The organism is Streptomyces sp. NPDC006925, assembly GCF_042869575.1.
Lineage (GTDB): Bacteria > Actinomycetota > Actinomycetes > Streptomycetales > Streptomycetaceae > Streptomyces.
Map to the genome: position 1 here is coordinate 114,093 of NZ_JBIAGB010000016.1, position 17,081 is coordinate 131,173.

Below are 17,081 nucleotides of genomic sequence, written 5' to 3' on the forward strand. Positions count from 1 at the left end.
CAGCGCGCCTATAGTGCCCACGGGCGCGAGGATGCCACGCTGATGCGCATGCACTTCCCCTTTCTGGACAACTGGCGCAAGCCCCACCCGGATGCCGAGGGGGCGGTCGCATCGAGCCGCCGGCTGTCGGAGGATCCGGAGGACGCGGCGCAGCTCCTCTCCGAGTGCGAACTCCTGCGCGAGCAGGCTCGCGGGGCGGGTGTCGAACTCGACGACTCGGTGGAGTCCCTGGCCGCGCTGGACCAGCTGCTGCCGCACTGGCGCGAGGACCCCGAGGTCACCCCGTGGCTCGGCACGGACGCCGGGCTCTACCTGGGGACCGTGATGGTGCGGTCGGTGCCGGGAGCCCGCTGGGTGCGGTGGCCGAACGGGCAGCCGGTGGTGCGGCTGCCGTCCGGACGGGAGGCGGACGTGCTGGAGGAGGGCACCAACTGGGCCGAGACGGGCTCGCCGGAGCTGTCCCAGGCGTACGCCGAGGTCAGTGAGGACTGACGCACTCCGACGGGTATGTCGCTTCGCGTGCGTGTCATCCCGGTGATGACCCATTCGGCCCGATAGTTTCCGTTCCCTATGGAACCGCTGATCGAGCTGCGCGGAGTCAACAAGCACTACGGCACGCAGCACGTGCTCAGGGACATCGACCTCACCGTCGGCCGCGGCGAGGTCGTCGTCGTCATCGGACCGTCGGGCTCCGGCAAGTCGACGCTGTGCCGCACCATCAACCGCCTGGAGACCATCGGGTCCGGCACCATCACCCTGGCGGGCCGCCCCCTCCCGGAGGAGGGCCGGGAGCTGGCCCGGCTGCGCAGCGAAGTCGGCATGGTTTTCCAGTCCTTCAACCTCTTCGCGCACCGGACCGTGCTGGACAATGTGGCGCTCGCGCCGCTGAAGGTGCGCGGCAGGAAGAAGGACGCGGCGCACGCGCAGGCCCGTGAACTGCTGCGCAGGGTCGGACTGGCCGAGCACGCGGACAAGTACCCGGCGCAGCTCTCGGGCGGCCAGCAGCAGCGGGTGGCCATCGCGCGCGCCCTGGCCATGGATCCGCAGGCGCTGCTCTTCGACGAGCCCACCTCCGCGCTCGACCCGGAGATGATCAGCGAGGTCCTGGAGGTCATGCAGCAACTCGCCCGGGACGGCATGACCATGGTCGTGGTCACCCACGAGATGGGCTTCGCCCGCTCGGCGGCGAACCGCGTGGTGTTCATGGCCGACGGCCGGATCGTCGAGGACCGCGCCCCGGGCGAGTTCTTCACCGCGCCCCGCAGCGAGCGCGCCAAGGACTTCCTCGCCAAGATCCTCCAGCACTGAGGGGGCCCGGTCGTGCCCACGCCTGCTCCGTCCACCGGTACCCGTGCCTCCCGCCGGGGTGCCGTGCACCGCCTCGCCCGCTGCCTGGCCGCCGGGCTGCTGCTCGCCGTCGCCGGGTGCGGAGCCTCCGGCAGCCCTCCCGCCCGCGGCCCGCAGCCCGGCAGCCTCCCGCACTACGCCGTCGACCGGGACTTCTCGCTGCCCGCCTCGCCCACCTGGCGGAGCGCGCACCGCAGCGGGAAGCTGACGATCGGCGTCAAGGAGGACCAGCCGGGGATGGGGGAGAAGAACCCGGCCACCGGCGTGTACAGCGGCTTCGACATCGAGATCGCCGAGATGACGGCGGCCTCGCTCGGCTTCGATCCGGACCGGCAGATCACCTACAAGGCCATCGCCTCCGCGAACCGGGAAACCGCCCTGCAGAACGGCCAGATCGACTACTACGTCGGTACCTACACCATCAACGAGGGCCGCAAGAAGCTCGTCGGCTTCGCCGGGCCCTACTACATCGCCGGGCAGCGGCTGCTGGTGCGCCGGGACGAGAAGCAGCTCACCGGCCCCGGCGGGATGGCCGGCCGGAAGATCTGCTCGGCGGTCGGCTCCACCCCGCTGCAGCGCGTCCAGTCCGACTACCCCGGTGCCGACGCGGTCGCCTACGACAGCTATGCCATCTGCGTGGACAACCTCCTCAACCACCAGGTCGACGCGGTCACCACGGACGACACCATCCTGCTGGGCTACGCGGCCAAGGACCCGGCGCAGCTGAAGGTGGTCGGCAGGGCGTTCTCCGAGGAGCCGTACGGCATCGGCGTGCCCCGCCGGGACCGGGCGCTGGCCCGCGCGCTGGATCAGGCCCTCGTGGCACGGGAGCGGAACGGCGACTGGAAGCGGGCCTACGACGTCACGCTCGGCCTCTCCGGCCGCCCCGCACCGCGGCCGCCCCGTGTCGATCCCGCGCTGACGCGCTGAGAGGAGTGCGAACAGTCTCATGGACGTACTGACAGAGAACTTCTCCCTCTACGGCGAGGGCTTCTGGGGGACCGTGCGGCTGACCCTCTACTCCTCGCTGCTGGCGCTGGCCGTCGGCGTGCTGACGGCCGGATTCCGGGTGGCGCCGGTGCGCGCGCTGCGCGCCGTCGGCACCAGCTGGGTGACGGTGTTGCGCAACACCCCGCTGACGCTGCTGTTCTTCGCCCTGCTGCTGGGACTGCCCCGCTTCGGCGTCGCGCTGCCGTTCGAGCTGTTCGCGGTGCTGGCACTGGGCTGCTACACCTCCGCGTTCATCTGCGAGGCGGTGCGCTCGGGCATCAACACGGTGCCGGTGGGGCAGGGCGAGGCGGCCCGCAGCCTGGGGATGACCTTCGGACAGACGCTGGGCGCCGTCGTCCTGCCGCAGGCCTTCCGCACCGTCATCGCGCCGATCGGCTCCACCCTGATCGCGCTCGCCAAGAACTCCGCGATCGCCGGCTCCTTCAGCGTCGTGGAACTGCTGAGCACCTACAAGACGCTCAGCGAGAACGGGTACAGCGTGATCTGGAGCTTCGTGTGGATCGCGGTCGGCTATCTGATCCTGACCCTGTCGATCAGCGCGCTCTTCCACGCCATGGAGCGGCGCTGGGGGGTGGCCCGGTGAGCCCCCGCTTCCGCTCCCGGCGGCACGCGCCGCCGGCACCCTCCGCGCTCTACGACATCCCCGGCCCCAAGGCGCGGGCCCGGCACCTGCTCTACGGGGTCCTGACGGCTCTCGCCCTCGCGGCGCTGGTGGCCTGGGTGGTCCAGCTGCTCGTCGTGACCGGGCAGTTCGCCTTCGTCAAGTGGCGGCCCTTCGGCTACACGGGGATCCAGGAACTGCTGCTGCGCGGTCTCGGCAACACCCTCAAGGCCTTCGCACTGGCGGCCGTCCTGGCGCTGGCCCTGGGCGGCCTGCTGGCCGCCGGACGGCTCTCCGCGCACCGGCCGGTGCGATGGTGCAGCACCCTGCTGGTGGAGTTCTTCCGGGCGATGCCCGTACTGGTCATGATCTTCTTCGTCTTCGTCGCCCTGGAGGTCCGGCCGCTGCCGGCCCTGGTGACCGGGCTGACCCTCTACAACGGCTCCGTGCTCGCGGAGGTCTTCCGCTCCGGTGTACTCTCCGTCGACCGCGGCCAGCGGGAGGCCGCCTACGCCCTCGGGATGCGCAAGACCCAGGTCATGGTGCATGTCCTGGTGCCGCAGGCGGTGCGGGCCATGTTGCCGGCGATCATCAGCCAGCTCGTCGTCGCACTCAAGGACACCTCGCTCGGATACCTGATCACCTACGAGGAGTTCCTGCACGCGGGGCGGCTGATCGCCATCAACATGGACTACACCATGCCGTTCATCCCCGTCGTGATCGTGATCTCGACGGTCTACATCGGACTGTGCATGCTGCTGTCCTGGTTCGCCAACTGGGTCGCACGGCGCGAGCGCGGCAACGTCAAGAACGAGGCCGTCCCGGTGGCTCCCGCCGAAGCCGCCCCCACCATGCCCGGCTCCGAACCGTGAGCACCGCCCGCCTCACTCCGCCGCCGGCGCCGTCGCCGCGCGGGTCACGTCGGCGACCAGTTCGACCACATCCGGCCCGTACGCCCGCGAGTTGACGACCTTCAGCAGCAGACAGAAGGTGCCGTTGCGGCCGTGCTTGCGGGCCAGCTTCGCATGGTGGCGCACCAGATACCGGGCGGCGGCCTGGTTGTCGACGGGCCGCTGCCCGCATATGAGGAAGACCGGCCGTGCCCCGGGCCCGTCCTGGTTCCCGGTCAGCCGGGCCAGCAGCACATGTTCGACCGTCCCCTTCTCCGCCCGGTAGCGGTCGCTGCCGATGGCGAAGACCCCCGGCGCCTCGCCGTCCATGACCACCGAGACCCCCGGCAGCAGCGACTGCAGATGCGCGGCGGTGCGCCGGTTGGAGGCCGGGCCGCCCAGGCAGAACTCGGTGCGTTCGCCGAACCCCTGGCGGGTCGTGTCGTGCCCGACGATGTCCGCCCGGGCACCGCAGTCCTTGATGATGCCGGACAGCTCCAGCAGCGCGAACACGTCGTCGGGCGCCACCTTCCACTCCTCGACGCCCGGATCCCGGTTGACCACGAGCAGGCAGGAGGAGTTCTCCGGCATCCCGAAGAAGCGCTGCTTGCGGTGGAGTACGCGGCGCCACAGGGAGCTGCGGGCCAGCCAGCCCGCGGCTGCCGTGAGCGCGGCGGCGATCAGTCCGAGTGCGAGCTCTCTCAGGTTCTCGTCCATGGGGGCGCAGCGTAGGCCCTCGGAACGGCGGAGTCCGGCCGGGTGGCCGTCCGTCCGGCTCGCCGCGGGGTGCTGACGCAGCCGAGTCGACCGCACTACGCTGCGCGGATCACGCGCGTTCCCCGGAGCACGCCCCAAGGAGGCCCGCATGACGCCCTCTCCCGCCGGCCACCCGCCGCGCCCCGACGACGGCCCACCCGCCCGCGCGGGCGGGCCCACCGCAGCCGGACCCGCCCGCCCCCGCCGTACGGCGCGCCGTCTCGCCGCAATGCTCGGCACCGGGGCCGTGGTGGCGGGTCTGCTGGGCGCGGCGCCGGCCCAGCCCGACCGGCACCCGGCCGGGCACGGTCACCCGCACGGCAAGTCCCCGGTGGCGACGGGCTACGGGGGCGCCGTCTCCAGCGTGGACGCCGACGCCTCGGCGGCGGGCATCAGAGTGCTCAAGAACGGCGGCAACGCGGCGGACGCGGCGGTGGCCACAGCCGCGGCGCTCGGGGTGACCGAGCCGTACTCGGCGGGCATCGGCGGCGGCGGGTACTTCGTGTACTACGACGCGGCCACCCGCAGGGTGCACACCCTCGACGGCCGTGAGACGGCGCCCCGCAGCGCGGACCGGAACCTGTTCACCGAGGACGGCGAACCCCTCCCCTTCGACCAGGCCGTCACCAGCGGCCTCGGCGTCGGAACCCCGGGCACCGCCGCCACCTGGGAGAAGGCGCTGCGCGTCTACGGCACCAAGTCGCTCGCCCAGGCGCTGCGCCCGGCGACTGAACTGGCGCGGCGCGGCTTCACGGTCGACCGGACCTTCCGCGACCAGACCGCGCAGAACGAGGACCGCTTCCGCGACTTCCCGGCGACAGCGAAGCTGTTCCTGCCCGGCGGTGAACTGCCCGAGGTCGGCTCCCGGCTGCGGAACCCCGACCTCGCCCACACCTACCGGGAACTCTCCCGCAAGGGCACCGACGCGCTCTACCGCGGCGGAATCGGCCGCGACCTCGTACAGGCCGTGCGCAAGCCGCCCGTGGCCGAGGGCACGGACCGCACCGTGCGGCCCGGCGATCTGACGGCCGAGGACCTGCGCGCCTACCGGGTGCTCTCCCAGCGCCCGACCCGGACCGCCTACCGCGGTCTGGACGTGTACGGCATGGCGCCCTCCTCGTCCGGCGGCACCACCGTCGCCGAGGCGCTCAACATCCTCGAACGCAGCGATCTGGGTTCCCTGAGCCGGAAGGCGTATCTGCACCGCTACCTGGAGGCGAGCCGCATCGCCTTCGCCGACCGGGGCCGCTGGGTGGGCGACCCGGCCCAGGAGGACGTACCGACCAGGGGACTGACCTCGCAGCGGTTCGCGGACGCGCGGGAATGTCTGATCGACGACGCCGCGGCCCTCCGGAGCCCGGTGGCGCCGGGCGACCCGCGGCGGCCGGAGTCCTGCGAGCGCGGGGACGCCGACCAGGCGGCGCCCACCACCTACGAGGGCGAGAACACCACTCATCTGACCGTCGCCGACAAGTGGGGCAACGTCGTCGCCTACACCCTCACCATCGAGCAGACCGGCGGCAGCGGCATCACCGTCCCGGGCCGGGGGTTCCTGCTCAACAACGAGCTGACCGATTTCTCGTTCGTGCCCAGCGCCCCCGGGGTGCACGATCCGAACCTGCCCGGGCCGGGGAAGCGTCCGCGCTCCTCGATGTCGCCGACCGTCGTCCTGCGGCACGGCGAGCCGGTGCTGGCGCTGGGCTCGCCGGGCGGATCGACGATCATCACGACGGTGCTGCAGACCCTCACCAACCATCTCGACCGCGGGATGCCGCTCCTCGACGCCATCGCCGCGCCGCGCGCCAGCCAGCGGAACACGGCGAAGACCGTCGCCGAGCCCGCGCTGATGGACAGTCCGGTACGCCGCCGACTGGCCGCGCTCGGGCACTCGTTCGAGGAGACGGCGGAGATCGGCGCCGTCACCGGAGTGCAACGGCTGCCCGGGAGGGGACACTGGCGCGCGGCGGCCGAGCCGGAACGCCGCGGCGGCGGTTCGGCGATGGTCGTACACCCGGCACGGCACTGACGGACCGGCACGGATCCGGCGGCGGGCGGGGCCGCGATGCCCTCCCGCCCGCCGGGCTCCGGCCGCTCGGTCGTCCGGCGGCCGACCGGGAGCGGCCGCCCTGCCTGCTCCGGGCCGGAGGCGGCCCGCGCCCGGCGGTCGGCAGCCCAACACCCCCGCCCGGCGGCCGGCAGCCCAACGCCCCGCGCCCGGCGGCCCGTTCCGCACCCGACCGCCGCTGCCGACCGGTTCGCGTACGCCCTGTGCTCCGTATCCCCCTGCGTCGTCCGTACGAGTCCGGCAGGTGCGCCCGCGGGCCCGTCCGGCCGGACGGGCCGGGAGCGCCGAACCGGGACGGACCGGCGTGCACCGTGCGTGGTTGCCGCCTGATCACAGGCCGTACGATCGCTCTGCAAAGCTGTGTGACGGCCCGTCGCGGCCGAACGGACCGGGGGAGAGGGCATGAGGTCCCTGCGTGCGGACGATCCTGAACGCATCGGCCAGTACCGGCTGCTGGGGCGGCTCGGCGAAGGCGGGATGGGCAGCGTCTATCTCGCCCAGTCCCCGCGCGGCCGTACCGTCGCCGTCAAGCTGGTCCGGCCGGAGCTGGCCGGACACGCCGAGTTCCGGCACCGCTTCGAGCAGGAGGTCGGCGCAGCGCGCCGGGTCGGCGGCGAGTGGACGGCGCCGGTGCTGGACGCGGACACCGAGGCGGACCCGCCCTGGGTCGCCACCGGTTACATACCGGGCATCACGCTGTACGAGGCCGTCGCCGACCGGGGGACGCCGCTGCCCGCGCGCACCCTCCGCATCCTGGCCAACCGGCTCGCCCGCGCGCTCGGTGCGGTCCACGAGGCGGGGCTCGTCCATCGGGATGTGAAGCCCTCGAACATTCTGGTCACCATCGACGGCCCGCGCGTCATCGACTTCGGTATCGCACGGGCGCTGGAGACCGTGGCGGACGCGCATCTGACGCGGACGGGCGCCGTCGTCGGCTCGCCCGGGTTCATGTCGCCCGAGCAGGTGCGCGGCGACCGGGTGACCGGGAGCAGCGACATCTTCTCGCTCGGCTCGGTGCTCGCCTTCGCCGCGACGGGACGCACCCCCTTCGGGGGCGACGGAGCCGCCGGGCACGTGCAGTTGTACCGGATCACCCAGGAGGAGCCCGACCTGGCGGGCGTTCCGGGAGAGTTGCGGGACCTGGTCGCCGACTGCCTGGCCAAGTCCGCCGCGCAGCGGCCGGGGCTGCCGCAGATCCTGGACCGGACGGCGGACCCCGAGGGCGAGCCCGGCCCCGGCGCGTCCGGTTCGGAGACCGCCGACCCCTGGCTCCCGGCAGGTCTGGTGGCCCAGTTGGGCCGGCACGCGGCACGTCTGCTGGACGCGGAGGTGCCCGGCGCCCGGGCAGCGGCGGCCCGGGTCGCCGAGGCGCCCGCCGTCCCGCCCGCTACCGGCGCCGGGCACCGGGAACCCTCGGAGCCGCCGACCCCGGCCGCGCCGGACGCTTCGCCGCCGGAGGAGCGCGCCACGGGGACGGACGGCACCGGCCCGGCCGGGTCCGAGCCGGCGGCCACTCCGGCGACCGGCTCTCCGGCCACTGCCGTCACCCCGCTGCGGCCGGCGGGCACCGACCCCGCGGCAGCCCGCCCTTCCGGCGGTACCGCCGCGACCGGTGACCCCGAAGGCGCCGGAGCCCACGGCAGCCCCGAAGCCGCCGAAGGCCCGCGCGTGTCCGGGGACGCCGGGCCGCACCAGGCCGCCGCGGCGTCCGGGGCCGGGGTGCCGCCCCCGGCGCCCGGCGAGGAACAGATGCACGGCATGCGGACCGTCACGGGACCGCCGGCCGCGCCCGTCGGCCCACATCCTCCGCCCGGCGGCGAGCCCCCCGACCCCGGCCGGCCCACCACGCCGCCGTACACCGTGCGCGACTCGGCCGCGGCCCGGCCCGGGCGCGCGCACGGGCGCGGCATGCTGCTGGGGGCGCTCGGTGTGGTGCTGGCGCTGGTGTCCGGCCTCGGCACCTTCGTCGCGCTGCGCGTGTACGACAACGGAGGGGACACCGCGCGGCAGCAGCCGGATGCCGCGGCGGAGGCGTCCCCCGGTGACGGGTCGGGAACTCCGTCGCCGGAGGACATCGGCAGCCCGGCCCCGGGCGGCGCGCTGCCGAAGGGGTACCTGGGCGCCTGGCAGGGCAGTGTCCAGGACGCCGACGGCTCCACGATCACCCGGCGGTTCGAGATCCGGCAGGGCGAGCAGGGCGAGGTCGTGGCCAAGACCGTCAACATCCGTGCCGACATGATGTGCGAGGGCGAGGCGACACTGGTGGCCTTCGACGGCGCCGACACGGGGCTGCGGATCACCAGCCGGATCACCGGCAGCCATCCCGCGTCCAGGACCTGCTCCCCCTACCAGGAGCAGAAGCTGCGGCTGCGCACCGACGGCACCCTCTCCTGGATCTATCCGAGCGGGTCCCTCTCGGCGAAGCTGCGCAAGGTGGGCGACCCCGCGGCCCCGGTGCCCCGCAGCATGGCGGGCGAGTGGCAGGGGACCACGGCGCAGGGCGAGGAGCGCACTCTCACCCTGCGCCGCGGCCGGGTCGGGACCGCCAGCGTACGGCTGGCCGGGGAGCACGCGGGCGTGTCCTGCGTGTGGGAGAACACCCTCGGCGGTGCGGAGGAGGACACCCTGACGTACGGGCCGGACCGGGTGGACGGGGCCTCGGGGCCCGGGTGCGTGGCGTCGGCCGAGTCGCTGCGGATCACCGCGGTCGGCGGCGACGCGATCCGGGTCGCCCGGGTCGGGGAGCCCGACGGGGCGGGGCGCGTCTACCGCCGGGGCGGTTCGGACTGACCCCGCCGCGGCCGGGACCCGCCGGGAGGGTCAGTGCCTGCCGCGCGTCGGCACCGTCAGCCGCGAGGGGTCGTGCGCGGGCGAGGTGAACTCCAGCCGGGCGCCGTCCGGGTTGTACTCGGCGTACAGCGGGTCGACCGTGTCGACGACGACGGCGAGCCGGTGGCCCCTGGGGACGTCGTACGCGGTGGAGAACAGCTCCAGATCCACCGGGAACGGCTTTCCGGGGGTGCGGTCGTGGAACGTGTAGGGGGCGTGGGTGATCAGCTTGCCGGTGCCCAGCGGGCCGACGTCGTAGAGGTAGGCGTAGTAGGTGCCGCTCGCCTTGTTGCTGGCCACCGTCGTGTGCAGGGTCGTCGTGCCGCGCACCGCGGTCTTTGCCCAGTAGCGCTCCGACTGCCATACGGCGGCCCGGGAGCGCGGCAGCAGCGGTACGTACACCAGGGGTGGCAGCTTGAGGAACTGGTCGAGGACGCCGGTGAGCAGTACCGTGCCGCCGTTGGCGCCGGAGTCCTTGCCGGTGGAGACCGTCTTCGTCCCGTCCAGCGGGACGGTGCGGCGGCCGCTGGAGATCTCCCGCCAGCTGCCGAAGCCCTCGTAGCCGCCGCCGGAGCGGGACTTGAGCTGCACGGGGGCTTCGGTGGCGATGCCGTTGCGCTCGCCCTTCAGGTAGCGGTCGAACCAGCGCCTGGCGTGCGACCAGGTGTCGTTGGGGAGCCCGAGCAGGCCGGTCGCCTCGGCAGTCGCGTGGTCGCCGGGGCGGAACTCCAGCCGCTTGGGGCCGCGCAGCTTCTCGTAGAAGTCGGCGTACTGGTTCGGCGGGAAGATCGAGTCGTTCCAGGCGTTGCCGAGCATGATGGCGGCGCCGTTGTCGTTGATCCGGTCGAGGTAGGTCGCGGGGGAGCGCTTCTCTCCCCACGCGATCATCTCGTCCTCCTTGTCCAGGTTGGAGGAGCGGAAGTTCTTCAGGATCTCCCGTAGTTCGGCGCTGGGGCGGCCGGTGAGCTCACCCGAGGCGCCGAGCAGTCCGGCCGCCTGGAGGTGCTGGGTGCGGCCGCTGTAGATGGCGCCGATCAGGTCGGCCCAGCCGCTGAGCGCGGTGACCGCCTTGATCCGCGGATCGTGTCCGGCCGCCAGCAGGCTGATGCCGGCGCCGTAGGAGACTCCGCCCATGCCGATACGGTCCTCGTCGGCCGGGGTGTGGGCCAGCGCCCAGTCGATGACGCGGGAGGCGTCGGCGATGTCCTTCGGCCCGCCGGTCTCGATGCGGCCGCCGGACTGCCAGAAGCCGCGCGAGTTGTAAGTGACCACTACATACCCGGAGTCGGCGAGCTTCCGGGCCTGTGCGAAGTACTCGATCTGCGGGGTGGCCCAACTGGTGGGCAGCACGATCAGCGGGTACTGCCGGGTGCCGCCGGTGGAGGCGCCCGCGGGAAGGAGCACGTTCGCCTTGAGGGTGATGCCGCCGGCGCCCTCGATGTCGACGAAGTCCGGCAGGGAGGCGGTTGCCGGGGTTCGCGCGGGCTGTGCGGCGGCGGTGGGGGCTGCGGCCAGACCGGTGGCGGCGAGCGTTCCGGCGAGGAGCGCCGAGGCGGTCCGCACGGAGGTGGGGGAGGGGTGCATGCACTGCTCCAGATGTCGTCGGCGACCCGGGTGGGGGAAAGTGACTGGAGAGTAAGCGGGTTGGGCTACCGGGGGTAACCCACCAGTAGGTTACGGACGGGTAAAGAGGCGGGCCGCTCGCCGCTCCGTACGGGTTCTTGCCAGGCGGGCAGAGGCGACTTACGGTCTCAACCTCACGTATGTCTACGCGTGTCGAACAGGCTGCCGCCCCGAGAGAACACCTCGTGAAGGAGCTGCTCATGCCCGACCTCGTACGTGCCGCACTCGTGCAGGCGACCTGGACAGGCGACACCGAGTCGATGATCGCCAAGCACGAGGAGCACGCCCGGGAGGCCGCCCGCCGGGGAGCGCGGATCATCGGCTTCCAGGAGGTCTTCAACGCGCCCTACTTCTGCCAGGTCCAGGACCCCGAGCACTACCGCTGGGCCGAGCCGGTACCGGACGGGCCCACCACCCGGCGGATGTGCCGGCTGGCGCGGGAGACCGGCATGGTGATCGTCTCGCCCGTCTTCGAGACCGACGGCTCCGGCTTCTACTACAACACCGCCGCCGTCATCGACGCCGACGGCACCGTGCTGGGCACCTACCGCAAGCACCACATCCCGCAGGTCCAGGGGTTCTGGGAGAAGTACTACTTCCGCCCCGGCAACCTCGGTTGGCCGGTGTTCGACACCGCGGTCGGCAAGGTCGGTGTCTACATCTGCTACGACCGGCACTTCCCCGAGGGCTGGCGCGCGCTCGGCCTGGCCGGCGCGCAGCTCGTCTACAACCCCTCGGCCACCTCGCGTGGGCTGTCGGCCTACCTGTGGCAGCTCGAACAGCCTGCGGCCGCCGTGGCCAACGAGTACTTCGTCGCCGCCATCAACCGCGTGGGCACCGAGGATCTGGGCGACAACGACTTCTACGGCACGAGCTACTTCGTCGACCCGCGCGGCCGGTTCGTCGGCGACGTCGCCTCCGACAAGGAGGAGGAGCTGCTGGTCCGCGACCTGGACCTGAGCCTGATCGAGGAGGTGCGCCGGCAGTGGGCCTTCTACCGCGACCGGCGGCCGGACGCCTACCAGGGACTGGTGCAGCCGTGAGCCGCGGGGAAGCTGCCCCGGCCGCTGCGGGATCCGGCGTCCACCGCGAACTGCTCGCCCGCCACCGGGCCGTGCTGCCCGACTGGCTGGCCCTCTACTACGCGGAGCCGCTGGAGATCACGCACGGCGAGGGCCGCCACGTGTGGGACGCCGAGGGACGCCGCTACCTCGACTTCTTCGGCGGCATCCTCACCACGATGACCGCGCACGCGCTCCCCGAGGTCACCAAGGCCGTCGCCGAGCAGGCCGGGCGCATCCTGCACACCTCCACCGTCTACCTCGACCGCCCGATGGTGGAACTCGCGGAGCGGATCGCCGCGCTCTCCGGCATCCCCGACGCGCGGGTCTTCTTCACCACCTCGGGCACCGAGGCCAACGACACCGCACTCCTGCTGGCCACAGCGCACCGGCGGTCCAACCAGGTCCTGGCGATGCGCAACAGCTACCACGGCCGCTCCTTCTCCGCCGTCGGCATCACCGGCAACAGCTCCTGGTCGCCCACCTCGCTCTCGCCCCTCCAGACCCTCTACGTCCACGGAGGTGTCCGCACCCGGGGGCCGTTCGCGCACCTGGACGACGACGCGTTCGTCGCCGCCTGCGTCGCCGACCTGGCCGACATGCTGGGCCAGGCCCGCTCGGACGTCGCCGCGCTGATCGCCGAACCCGTGCAGGGCGTCGGCGGATTCACCTCACCGCCGGACGGGCTCTACGCGGCCTTCCGCGAAGTCCTGCGGCAGCACGGCATCCTGTGGATCAGCGACGAGGTGCAGACCGGCTGGGGCAGGACCGGCGACCACTTCTGGGGCTGGCAGGCGCACGCCGCAGCCGGCCCGCCGGACCTGCTCACCTTCGCCAAGGGCATCGGGAACGGCATGTCCGTCGGCGGGGTCGTCGCCCGCGCCGAGATCATGAACTGCCTGGACGCCAACTCGCTGTCCACCTTCGGCGGCAGCCCCGTCACCATGGCCGCCGCCAACGCCAACCTCGCCCACCTCCTCGACCACGACCTCCAGGGCAACGCGCGGCGCGTCGGCGGCCTGCTGCTGGAGCGGCTGCGCGCCGCCGCGGCCGGGCTCGGGGTCGTCCGGGAGGTGCGCGGGCGCGGTCTGATGATCGGGGTCGAACTCGTGGAACCCGGCACCGACACGCCCTCGCCCGAGGCTGCCTCGCTCGTACTGGAAGCCGCCCGGGAGGGCGGGCTCCTGCTCGGCAAGGGCGGCGGCCATGCCACCGCGGGCGTGCTGCGCATCGCGCCGCCGCTCACGCTGACCGTCGCCGAGGCCGAGGAGGGCGCCGCGGTACTGGAGCGCGCCCTGCGTACCGCCGAGTCCGCACTGGCAGGAGGGCAGACCGCATGACCTCGACCCTGATCAAGGGCGGCCTCGTCGTCACCGACGCCGAGGAGACCCAGGCCGACCTCCTCGTCCAGGACGGCCGGATCGCCGCCCTCGCCGCCCGCAACAGCGCCGCCGCCGCGGCGTTCACCGCCGACCGGACCCTGGACGCCACCGGCAAGTACGTCATCCCGGGCGGTGTGGACGCCCACACCCACATGGACTTCCCCTTCGGCGGGACCTTCTCCAGCGACGACTTCGAGACCGGTACCCGGGCCGCCGCCTGGGGCGGCACCACGACCATCGTCGACTTCGCCGTGCAGACCAAGGGGCAGGCGCTCCGCGAGGGGCTGGACCGCTGGCACGCCAAGGCCGACGGCCGGTGCGCCGTCGACTACGGCTTCCACATGATCCTCTCCGACGTCGACGAGGGCACGCTCCAGGAGATGGACACCCTGGTCGAGGAGGGCGTGACCTCGTTCAAGATGTTCATGGCCTACCCTGGTGTCTTCTACAGCGACGACGGCCAGATCCTCCGCGCCATGCAGCGCACCGCGGACAACGGCGGCCTGACGATGATGCACGCCGAGAACGGCATCGCCATCGACGTGCTGGTCGAGCAGGCCCTCGCCGCGGGCCGCACCGACCCGCGCCACCACGGGGAGGTCCGCAAGGCGCTGCTGGAGGCCGAGGCCACCCACCGGGCCATCCAGTTGGCCCGGGTCGCCGGGGCACCGCTCTACGTCGTGCACGTGTCCGCCGCGGAAGCCGTCGAGCAACTGGCCCTCGCCCGCGGCAAGGACCTCCCGGTCTTCGGCGAGACCTGTCCGCAGTACCTCTACCTGAGCACCGACAACCTCGCCGAGCCCGACTTCGGCGGCGCCAAGTACGTGTGCAGCACCCCGCTGCGGCCGCGCGAGCACCAGGCGGCGCTGTGGCGGGGCCTGCGGACGAACGACCTCCAGGTCGTCTCCACCGACCACTGCCCCTTCTGCTTCACCGGCCAGAAGGAGCTGGGCCGGGGCGACTTCTCCCGAATCCCCAACGGGATGCCCGGGGTCGAGCACCGGATGGACCTGCTCCACCAGGCGGTCGTCGACGGGCACCTCACCCGGCGCCGCTGGATCGACCTCGCCTGCGCCACCCCGGCGCGGATGTTCGGGCTGCACCCCAGGAAGGGGACGCTGGCACCCGGAGCGGACGCCGACGTCGTCATCTACGACCCGCACGCCGAGCAGACCCTCTCCGCCGCGACGCATCACATGAACGTCGACTACTCCGCCTACGAGGGCAAGCGGCTCACCGGCCGCGTCGAGACGGTCCTCTCCCGCGGCGAGCCCGTGCTGGAGCGGGGCACGTACACGGGCAGGGCCGGGCACGGACGGTACGTCCCGCGCGGGACCTGCCAGTTCCTCGGCTGACGGCGCCGAACCGCCCATCCGCCGCGGCCGCGGCGTCACTCCACGTCGAACTGAGGGGCAACTGCATGGACTTCGGACTCGTCCTCCAGACGGATCCCCCCGGCGCCGCGACCGTCGGGCTGATGCGGCGCGCCGAGCGCAACGGGTTCCGCTACGGCTGGACCTTCGACTCGCCGGTGCTGTGGCAGGAGCCGTACGTCATCCACAGCAGGATTCTGGCGGAGACGGACCGGCTCACCGTCGGGCCCATGGTCACCAACCCGGGCACCCGCTCCTGGGAGGTCACCGCCTCCACGTTCGCCACTCTCAACGAGATGTACGGCAACCGCACCGTGTGCGGCATCGGTCGGGGCGACTCGGCGATGCGGGTCGCCGGGCGCCCGCCCACCACCCTGGCCCGGCTGGGGGAGGCCATGCGGACCATCCGCGAGCTGGCCGAGGGTCGCGAGACCGTGGTGGACGGCACCCCGCTGCGGCTGCCGTGGGTGGTGGGCGGCCGGCTCCCGGTGTGGATGGCCGCCTACGGGCCCAGGGCGCTGGCCCTGGCCGGACGGGAGGCGGACGGCTTCATCCTCCAGCTCGCCGACCCGCTGCTGACCGCCTGGATGGTGCGCGCGGTACGGGAGGCGGCGGCGGGTGCCGGCCGCGATCCGGCGGAGGTCACCGTCTGTGTGGCCGCGCCCGCCTACGTGTGCGAGGACACCCCGGATGCGCTCGCGCACGCCCGCGAGCAGTGCCGCTGGTTCGGCGGCATGGTCGGCAACCACGTCGCCGACCTCGTCGCCCGCTACGGCGAGCACTCCGGCGCCGTACCGGAGGCCCTCACCTCCTACATCAAGGAGCGGGACGGCTACGACTACGCGCACCACGGGCGGGCCGGCAACCCCGACACCGCGTTCGTACCCGACGGGATCGTCGACCGGTTCTGCCTGCTGGGGCCCGTCTCCGCGCAGCTGGCGCGGCTGCGGGAGCTCGCGGAGCTGGGGGTCGACCAGTTCGCCCTCTACGCCATGCACGACGCGAAGGAGGCGACCGTCGACGCCTACGGCGCCTCAATCGTCCCGGAGTTGACCTGAGGCACCGAACCGGTCCCCCGGGGGGCCGACGCTGTCCTGCTGCTTCTCGTAGACCAGCGGCTGGTAGTCGGGATGCCTGCGGATCCAGTTCGCCACGAACGGGCAGACCGGCGCCACCTTCTCGCCCGCCTCCTGCGCGGACTCCAGGATGTGGTGGGCGAGGGCGCCGCCCACCCCCCGGCCCTCGTAGGCGGGCTCGACCTCGGTGTGCGTCACCGCGAGCACCCCGGGGGCGCGCAGGTACTGCGCGACGCCCGCGAGGGCGCCGTCGATCCGGGCCTCGAAGCGGCCCTCGGCGGTGTTGTCGGAGATCTCGAACTGCTCGTCCACGGCCATCCCTCCTCGTTCTTCCCGGCGGTTCCGGCGGTTCCGGCGGTTCCGGTTCCACCGCCGCAGCCGCGGGCCCGGCGGCCGCGGCTGCTTCCTGCCCCGGTCGTCCCGGCTGCGGGCCGTCAGCCGGCGGTGTGGTGGATCTGTGCCAGGAACCGTGTCGGCTCCACGGCCTGCCCCCGGTCGTCGAGCACGGCGACGGGTTCCCCGCGGAAGAGCACGGTCGGGGTGGCCGCGACGCCGCTCTCGTCGAAGACGCGGCTGACCCGCCTGGCCCACACGCGGTACGCGCCCTCCAGCACCGCGTCGTCGAACGTGTGGCGGCGCAGCCCGGGGACGTCGTTGGCCAGGCCGAGCAGCGTCCGGTCCTCGGCGAATCCGTCGTGGCTCTCGTGCGGCTGGTTGCGGAAGAGGGTACGCAGATACCCCAGGAACTGGGCCTGGCCCACGTCGGCCGCGGCCCCCGCGGCGGCCAGCGCGTGATGCGAGCCCTGCCCGCCGAGCTGGTCGTCGAGGAACGTACCGAAGTGGTGGTGCAGCACCACTTCGCCGTCGTCGGCGAGCTGCTGCAGCGTGCCGCCCAGCCTGTTCTCCGTGCGGGCGCAGTACGGGCAGCGCAGATCCAGGTAGAGGTCCAGCACCGGCGGCCCCGGCTCGGGAGTCTCGGGGCCCGTCCCGTAGACCACCGTCGTGCCGCCTGCGCCGATCGTGTTCGCCGGGATCATGCCTCCAGCCTCGCCGTACCGTCCGCACCC

General features: G+C 73.0%; 15 protein-coding genes. 11 read left to right on the forward strand and 4 right to left on the reverse strand.

All coding sequences use genetic code 11. The features are described 5' to 3' along the window. Positions 1 to 48 precede the first annotated feature (48 nt). The 5 genes from ACFYNS_RS21570 (at position 49) to ACFYNS_RS21590 (ending at position 3,831) form a co-directional block, all read left to right on the forward strand. Positions 49 to 492 (forward strand): DUF6278 family protein, encoded by a 444-nt coding sequence (locus ACFYNS_RS21570; RefSeq protein ID WP_360298910.1) that lies wholly within the window; start codon positions 49 to 51, stop codon positions 490 to 492. Positions 493 to 570: 78 nt separating this feature from the next. Next, positions 571 to 1,308 carry an amino acid ABC transporter ATP-binding protein gene (locus ACFYNS_RS21575; protein ID WP_360298907.1) on the forward strand — a complete coding sequence of 246 codons (738 nt, stop codon included), beginning with the start codon at positions 571 to 573 and terminating at the stop codon, positions 1,306 to 1,308. Positions 1,309 to 1,371: 63 nt separating this feature from the next. Beyond that, positions 1,372 to 2,277, forward strand: coding sequence for a glutamate ABC transporter substrate-binding protein (locus tag ACFYNS_RS21580; protein ID WP_388604613.1), 906 nt, complete (start codon positions 1,372 to 1,374; stop codon positions 2,275 to 2,277). A 19-nt stretch (positions 2,278 to 2,296) separates the two neighbouring features. Further along, positions 2,297 to 2,941, forward strand: coding sequence for an amino acid ABC transporter permease (locus ACFYNS_RS21585; RefSeq protein WP_360298904.1), 645 nt, complete (start codon positions 2,297 to 2,299; stop codon positions 2,939 to 2,941). Continuing rightward, positions 2,938 to 3,831 carry an amino acid ABC transporter permease gene (locus ACFYNS_RS21590; RefSeq protein ID WP_360298902.1) on the forward strand — a complete coding sequence of 298 codons (894 nt, stop codon included), beginning with the start codon at positions 2,938 to 2,940 and terminating at the stop codon, positions 3,829 to 3,831. Before ACFYNS_RS21585 ends, ACFYNS_RS21590 begins: the two co-directional genes overlap by 4 nt. A 12-nt stretch (positions 3,832 to 3,843) precedes the next feature. Here the strand turns inward: ACFYNS_RS21590 and ACFYNS_RS21595 are convergent, their stop codons facing one another. Further along, positions 3,844 to 4,566 carry a hypothetical protein gene (locus ACFYNS_RS21595; RefSeq protein WP_360298900.1) on the reverse strand — a complete coding sequence of 241 codons (723 nt, stop codon included), beginning with the start codon at positions 4,564 to 4,566 and terminating at the stop codon, positions 3,844 to 3,846. A gap of 268 nt (positions 4,567 to 4,834) precedes the next feature. Between ACFYNS_RS21595 and ggt the strand changes: the two genes are divergently transcribed. Together ggt and ACFYNS_RS21605 are read left to right on the forward strand one after the other, a co-directional pair. Continuing rightward, entirely contained in the window at positions 4,835 to 6,631 is a 1,797-nt protein-coding gene (ggt, locus tag ACFYNS_RS21600; protein WP_388604615.1) for a gamma-glutamyltransferase, read from the forward strand. Between the two features lie 441 nt (positions 6,632 to 7,072). Then, entirely contained in the window at positions 7,073 to 9,460 is a 2,388-nt protein-coding gene (locus tag ACFYNS_RS21605; RefSeq protein WP_388604581.1) for a protein kinase, read from the forward strand. Positions 9,461 to 9,490: 30 nt separating this feature from the next. On the opposite strand, the gene ACFYNS_RS21610 is transcribed toward ACFYNS_RS21605, so the two are convergent. Then, positions 9,491 to 11,083 (reverse strand): alpha/beta fold hydrolase, encoded by a 1,593-nt coding sequence (locus tag ACFYNS_RS21610; RefSeq protein WP_388604583.1) that lies wholly within the window; start codon positions 11,081 to 11,083, stop codon positions 9,491 to 9,493. A gap of 239 nt (positions 11,084 to 11,322) precedes the next feature. Here ACFYNS_RS21610 and ACFYNS_RS21615 point away from each other — a divergent pair, with 239 nt between their 5' ends. The 4 genes from ACFYNS_RS21615 to ACFYNS_RS21630 all read left to right on the forward strand — a co-directional run bounded on the left by ACFYNS_RS21615 (position 11,323) and on the right by ACFYNS_RS21630 (position 15,996). Continuing rightward, the gene (locus ACFYNS_RS21615) at positions 11,323 to 12,165 is read left to right on the forward strand and encodes a nitrilase-related carbon-nitrogen hydrolase (protein WP_360292067.1); all 843 of its coding nucleotides are present in this window, start codon (positions 11,323 to 11,325) and stop codon (positions 12,163 to 12,165) included. Continuing rightward, complete coding sequence (locus ACFYNS_RS21620) at positions 12,162 to 13,523, forward strand: aspartate aminotransferase family protein (RefSeq protein ID WP_388604585.1); 1,362 nt, start codon at positions 12,162 to 12,164, stop codon at positions 13,521 to 13,523. Before ACFYNS_RS21615 ends, ACFYNS_RS21620 begins: the two co-directional genes overlap by 4 nt. Further along, complete coding sequence (gene hydA / locus ACFYNS_RS21625; RefSeq protein WP_360292069.1) at positions 13,520 to 14,920, forward strand: dihydropyrimidinase; 1,401 nt, start codon at positions 13,520 to 13,522, stop codon at positions 14,918 to 14,920. Before ACFYNS_RS21620 ends, hydA begins: the two co-directional genes overlap by 4 nt. Positions 14,921 to 14,985: 65 nt before the next feature. Then, positions 14,986 to 15,996 (forward strand): TIGR03842 family LLM class F420-dependent oxidoreductase, encoded by a 1,011-nt coding sequence (locus ACFYNS_RS21630; protein ID WP_360292072.1) that lies wholly within the window; start codon positions 14,986 to 14,988, stop codon positions 15,994 to 15,996. Here ACFYNS_RS21630 and ACFYNS_RS21635 read toward each other — a convergent pair. After that, positions 15,973 to 16,326: a GNAT family N-acetyltransferase gene (locus tag ACFYNS_RS21635; protein ID WP_388604588.1), complete on the reverse strand. Its 354-nt coding sequence runs from the start codon at positions 16,324 to 16,326 to the stop codon at positions 15,973 to 15,975. The two genes, ACFYNS_RS21630 and ACFYNS_RS21635, sit on opposite strands and share 24 nt — an antisense overlap. A 122-nt stretch (positions 16,327 to 16,448) precedes the next feature. Beyond that, on the reverse strand, positions 16,449 to 17,051 hold the full coding sequence (locus tag ACFYNS_RS21640; RefSeq protein ID WP_388604590.1) for a DsbA family protein: 603 nt from the start codon (positions 17,049 to 17,051) through the stop codon (positions 16,449 to 16,451). Positions 17,052 to 17,081: the final 30 nt, after the last annotated feature.

Excerpts from the sequence above, each read along its gene's own strand:
- ACFYNS_RS21570 (WP_360298910.1), top strand. The coding sequence starts at position 49 with ATGCACTTCCCCTTTCTGGACAACTGGCGCAAGCCCCACCCGGATGCC.
- ACFYNS_RS21575 (WP_360298907.1), top strand. The coding sequence starts at position 571 with ATGGAACCGCTGATCGAGCTGCGCGGAGTCAACAAGCACTACGGCACG.
- ACFYNS_RS21585 (WP_360298904.1), top strand. The coding sequence starts at position 2,297 with ATGGACGTACTGACAGAGAACTTCTCCCTCTACGGCGAGGGCTTCTGG.
- ACFYNS_RS21595 (WP_360298900.1), bottom strand. The coding sequence starts at position 4,566 with ATGGACGAGAACCTGAGAGAGCTCGCACTCGGACTGATCGCCGCCGCG.
- ggt (WP_388604615.1), top strand. The coding sequence starts at position 4,835 with ATGCTCGGCACCGGGGCCGTGGTGGCGGGTCTGCTGGGCGCGGCGCCG.
- ACFYNS_RS21605 (WP_388604581.1), top strand. The coding sequence starts at position 7,073 with ATGAGGTCCCTGCGTGCGGACGATCCTGAACGCATCGGCCAGTACCGG.
- ACFYNS_RS21610 (WP_388604583.1), bottom strand. The coding sequence starts at position 11,083 with ATGCACCCCTCCCCCACCTCCGTGCGGACCGCCTCGGCGCTCCTCGCC.
- ACFYNS_RS21615 (WP_360292067.1), top strand. The coding sequence starts at position 11,323 with ATGCCCGACCTCGTACGTGCCGCACTCGTGCAGGCGACCTGGACAGGC.
- hydA (WP_360292069.1), top strand. The coding sequence starts at position 13,520 with ATGACCTCGACCCTGATCAAGGGCGGCCTCGTCGTCACCGACGCCGAG.
- ACFYNS_RS21630 (WP_360292072.1), top strand. The coding sequence starts at position 14,986 with ATGGACTTCGGACTCGTCCTCCAGACGGATCCCCCCGGCGCCGCGACC.
- ACFYNS_RS21640 (WP_388604590.1), bottom strand. The coding sequence starts at position 17,051 with ATGATCCCGGCGAACACGATCGGCGCAGGCGGCACGACGGTGGTCTAC.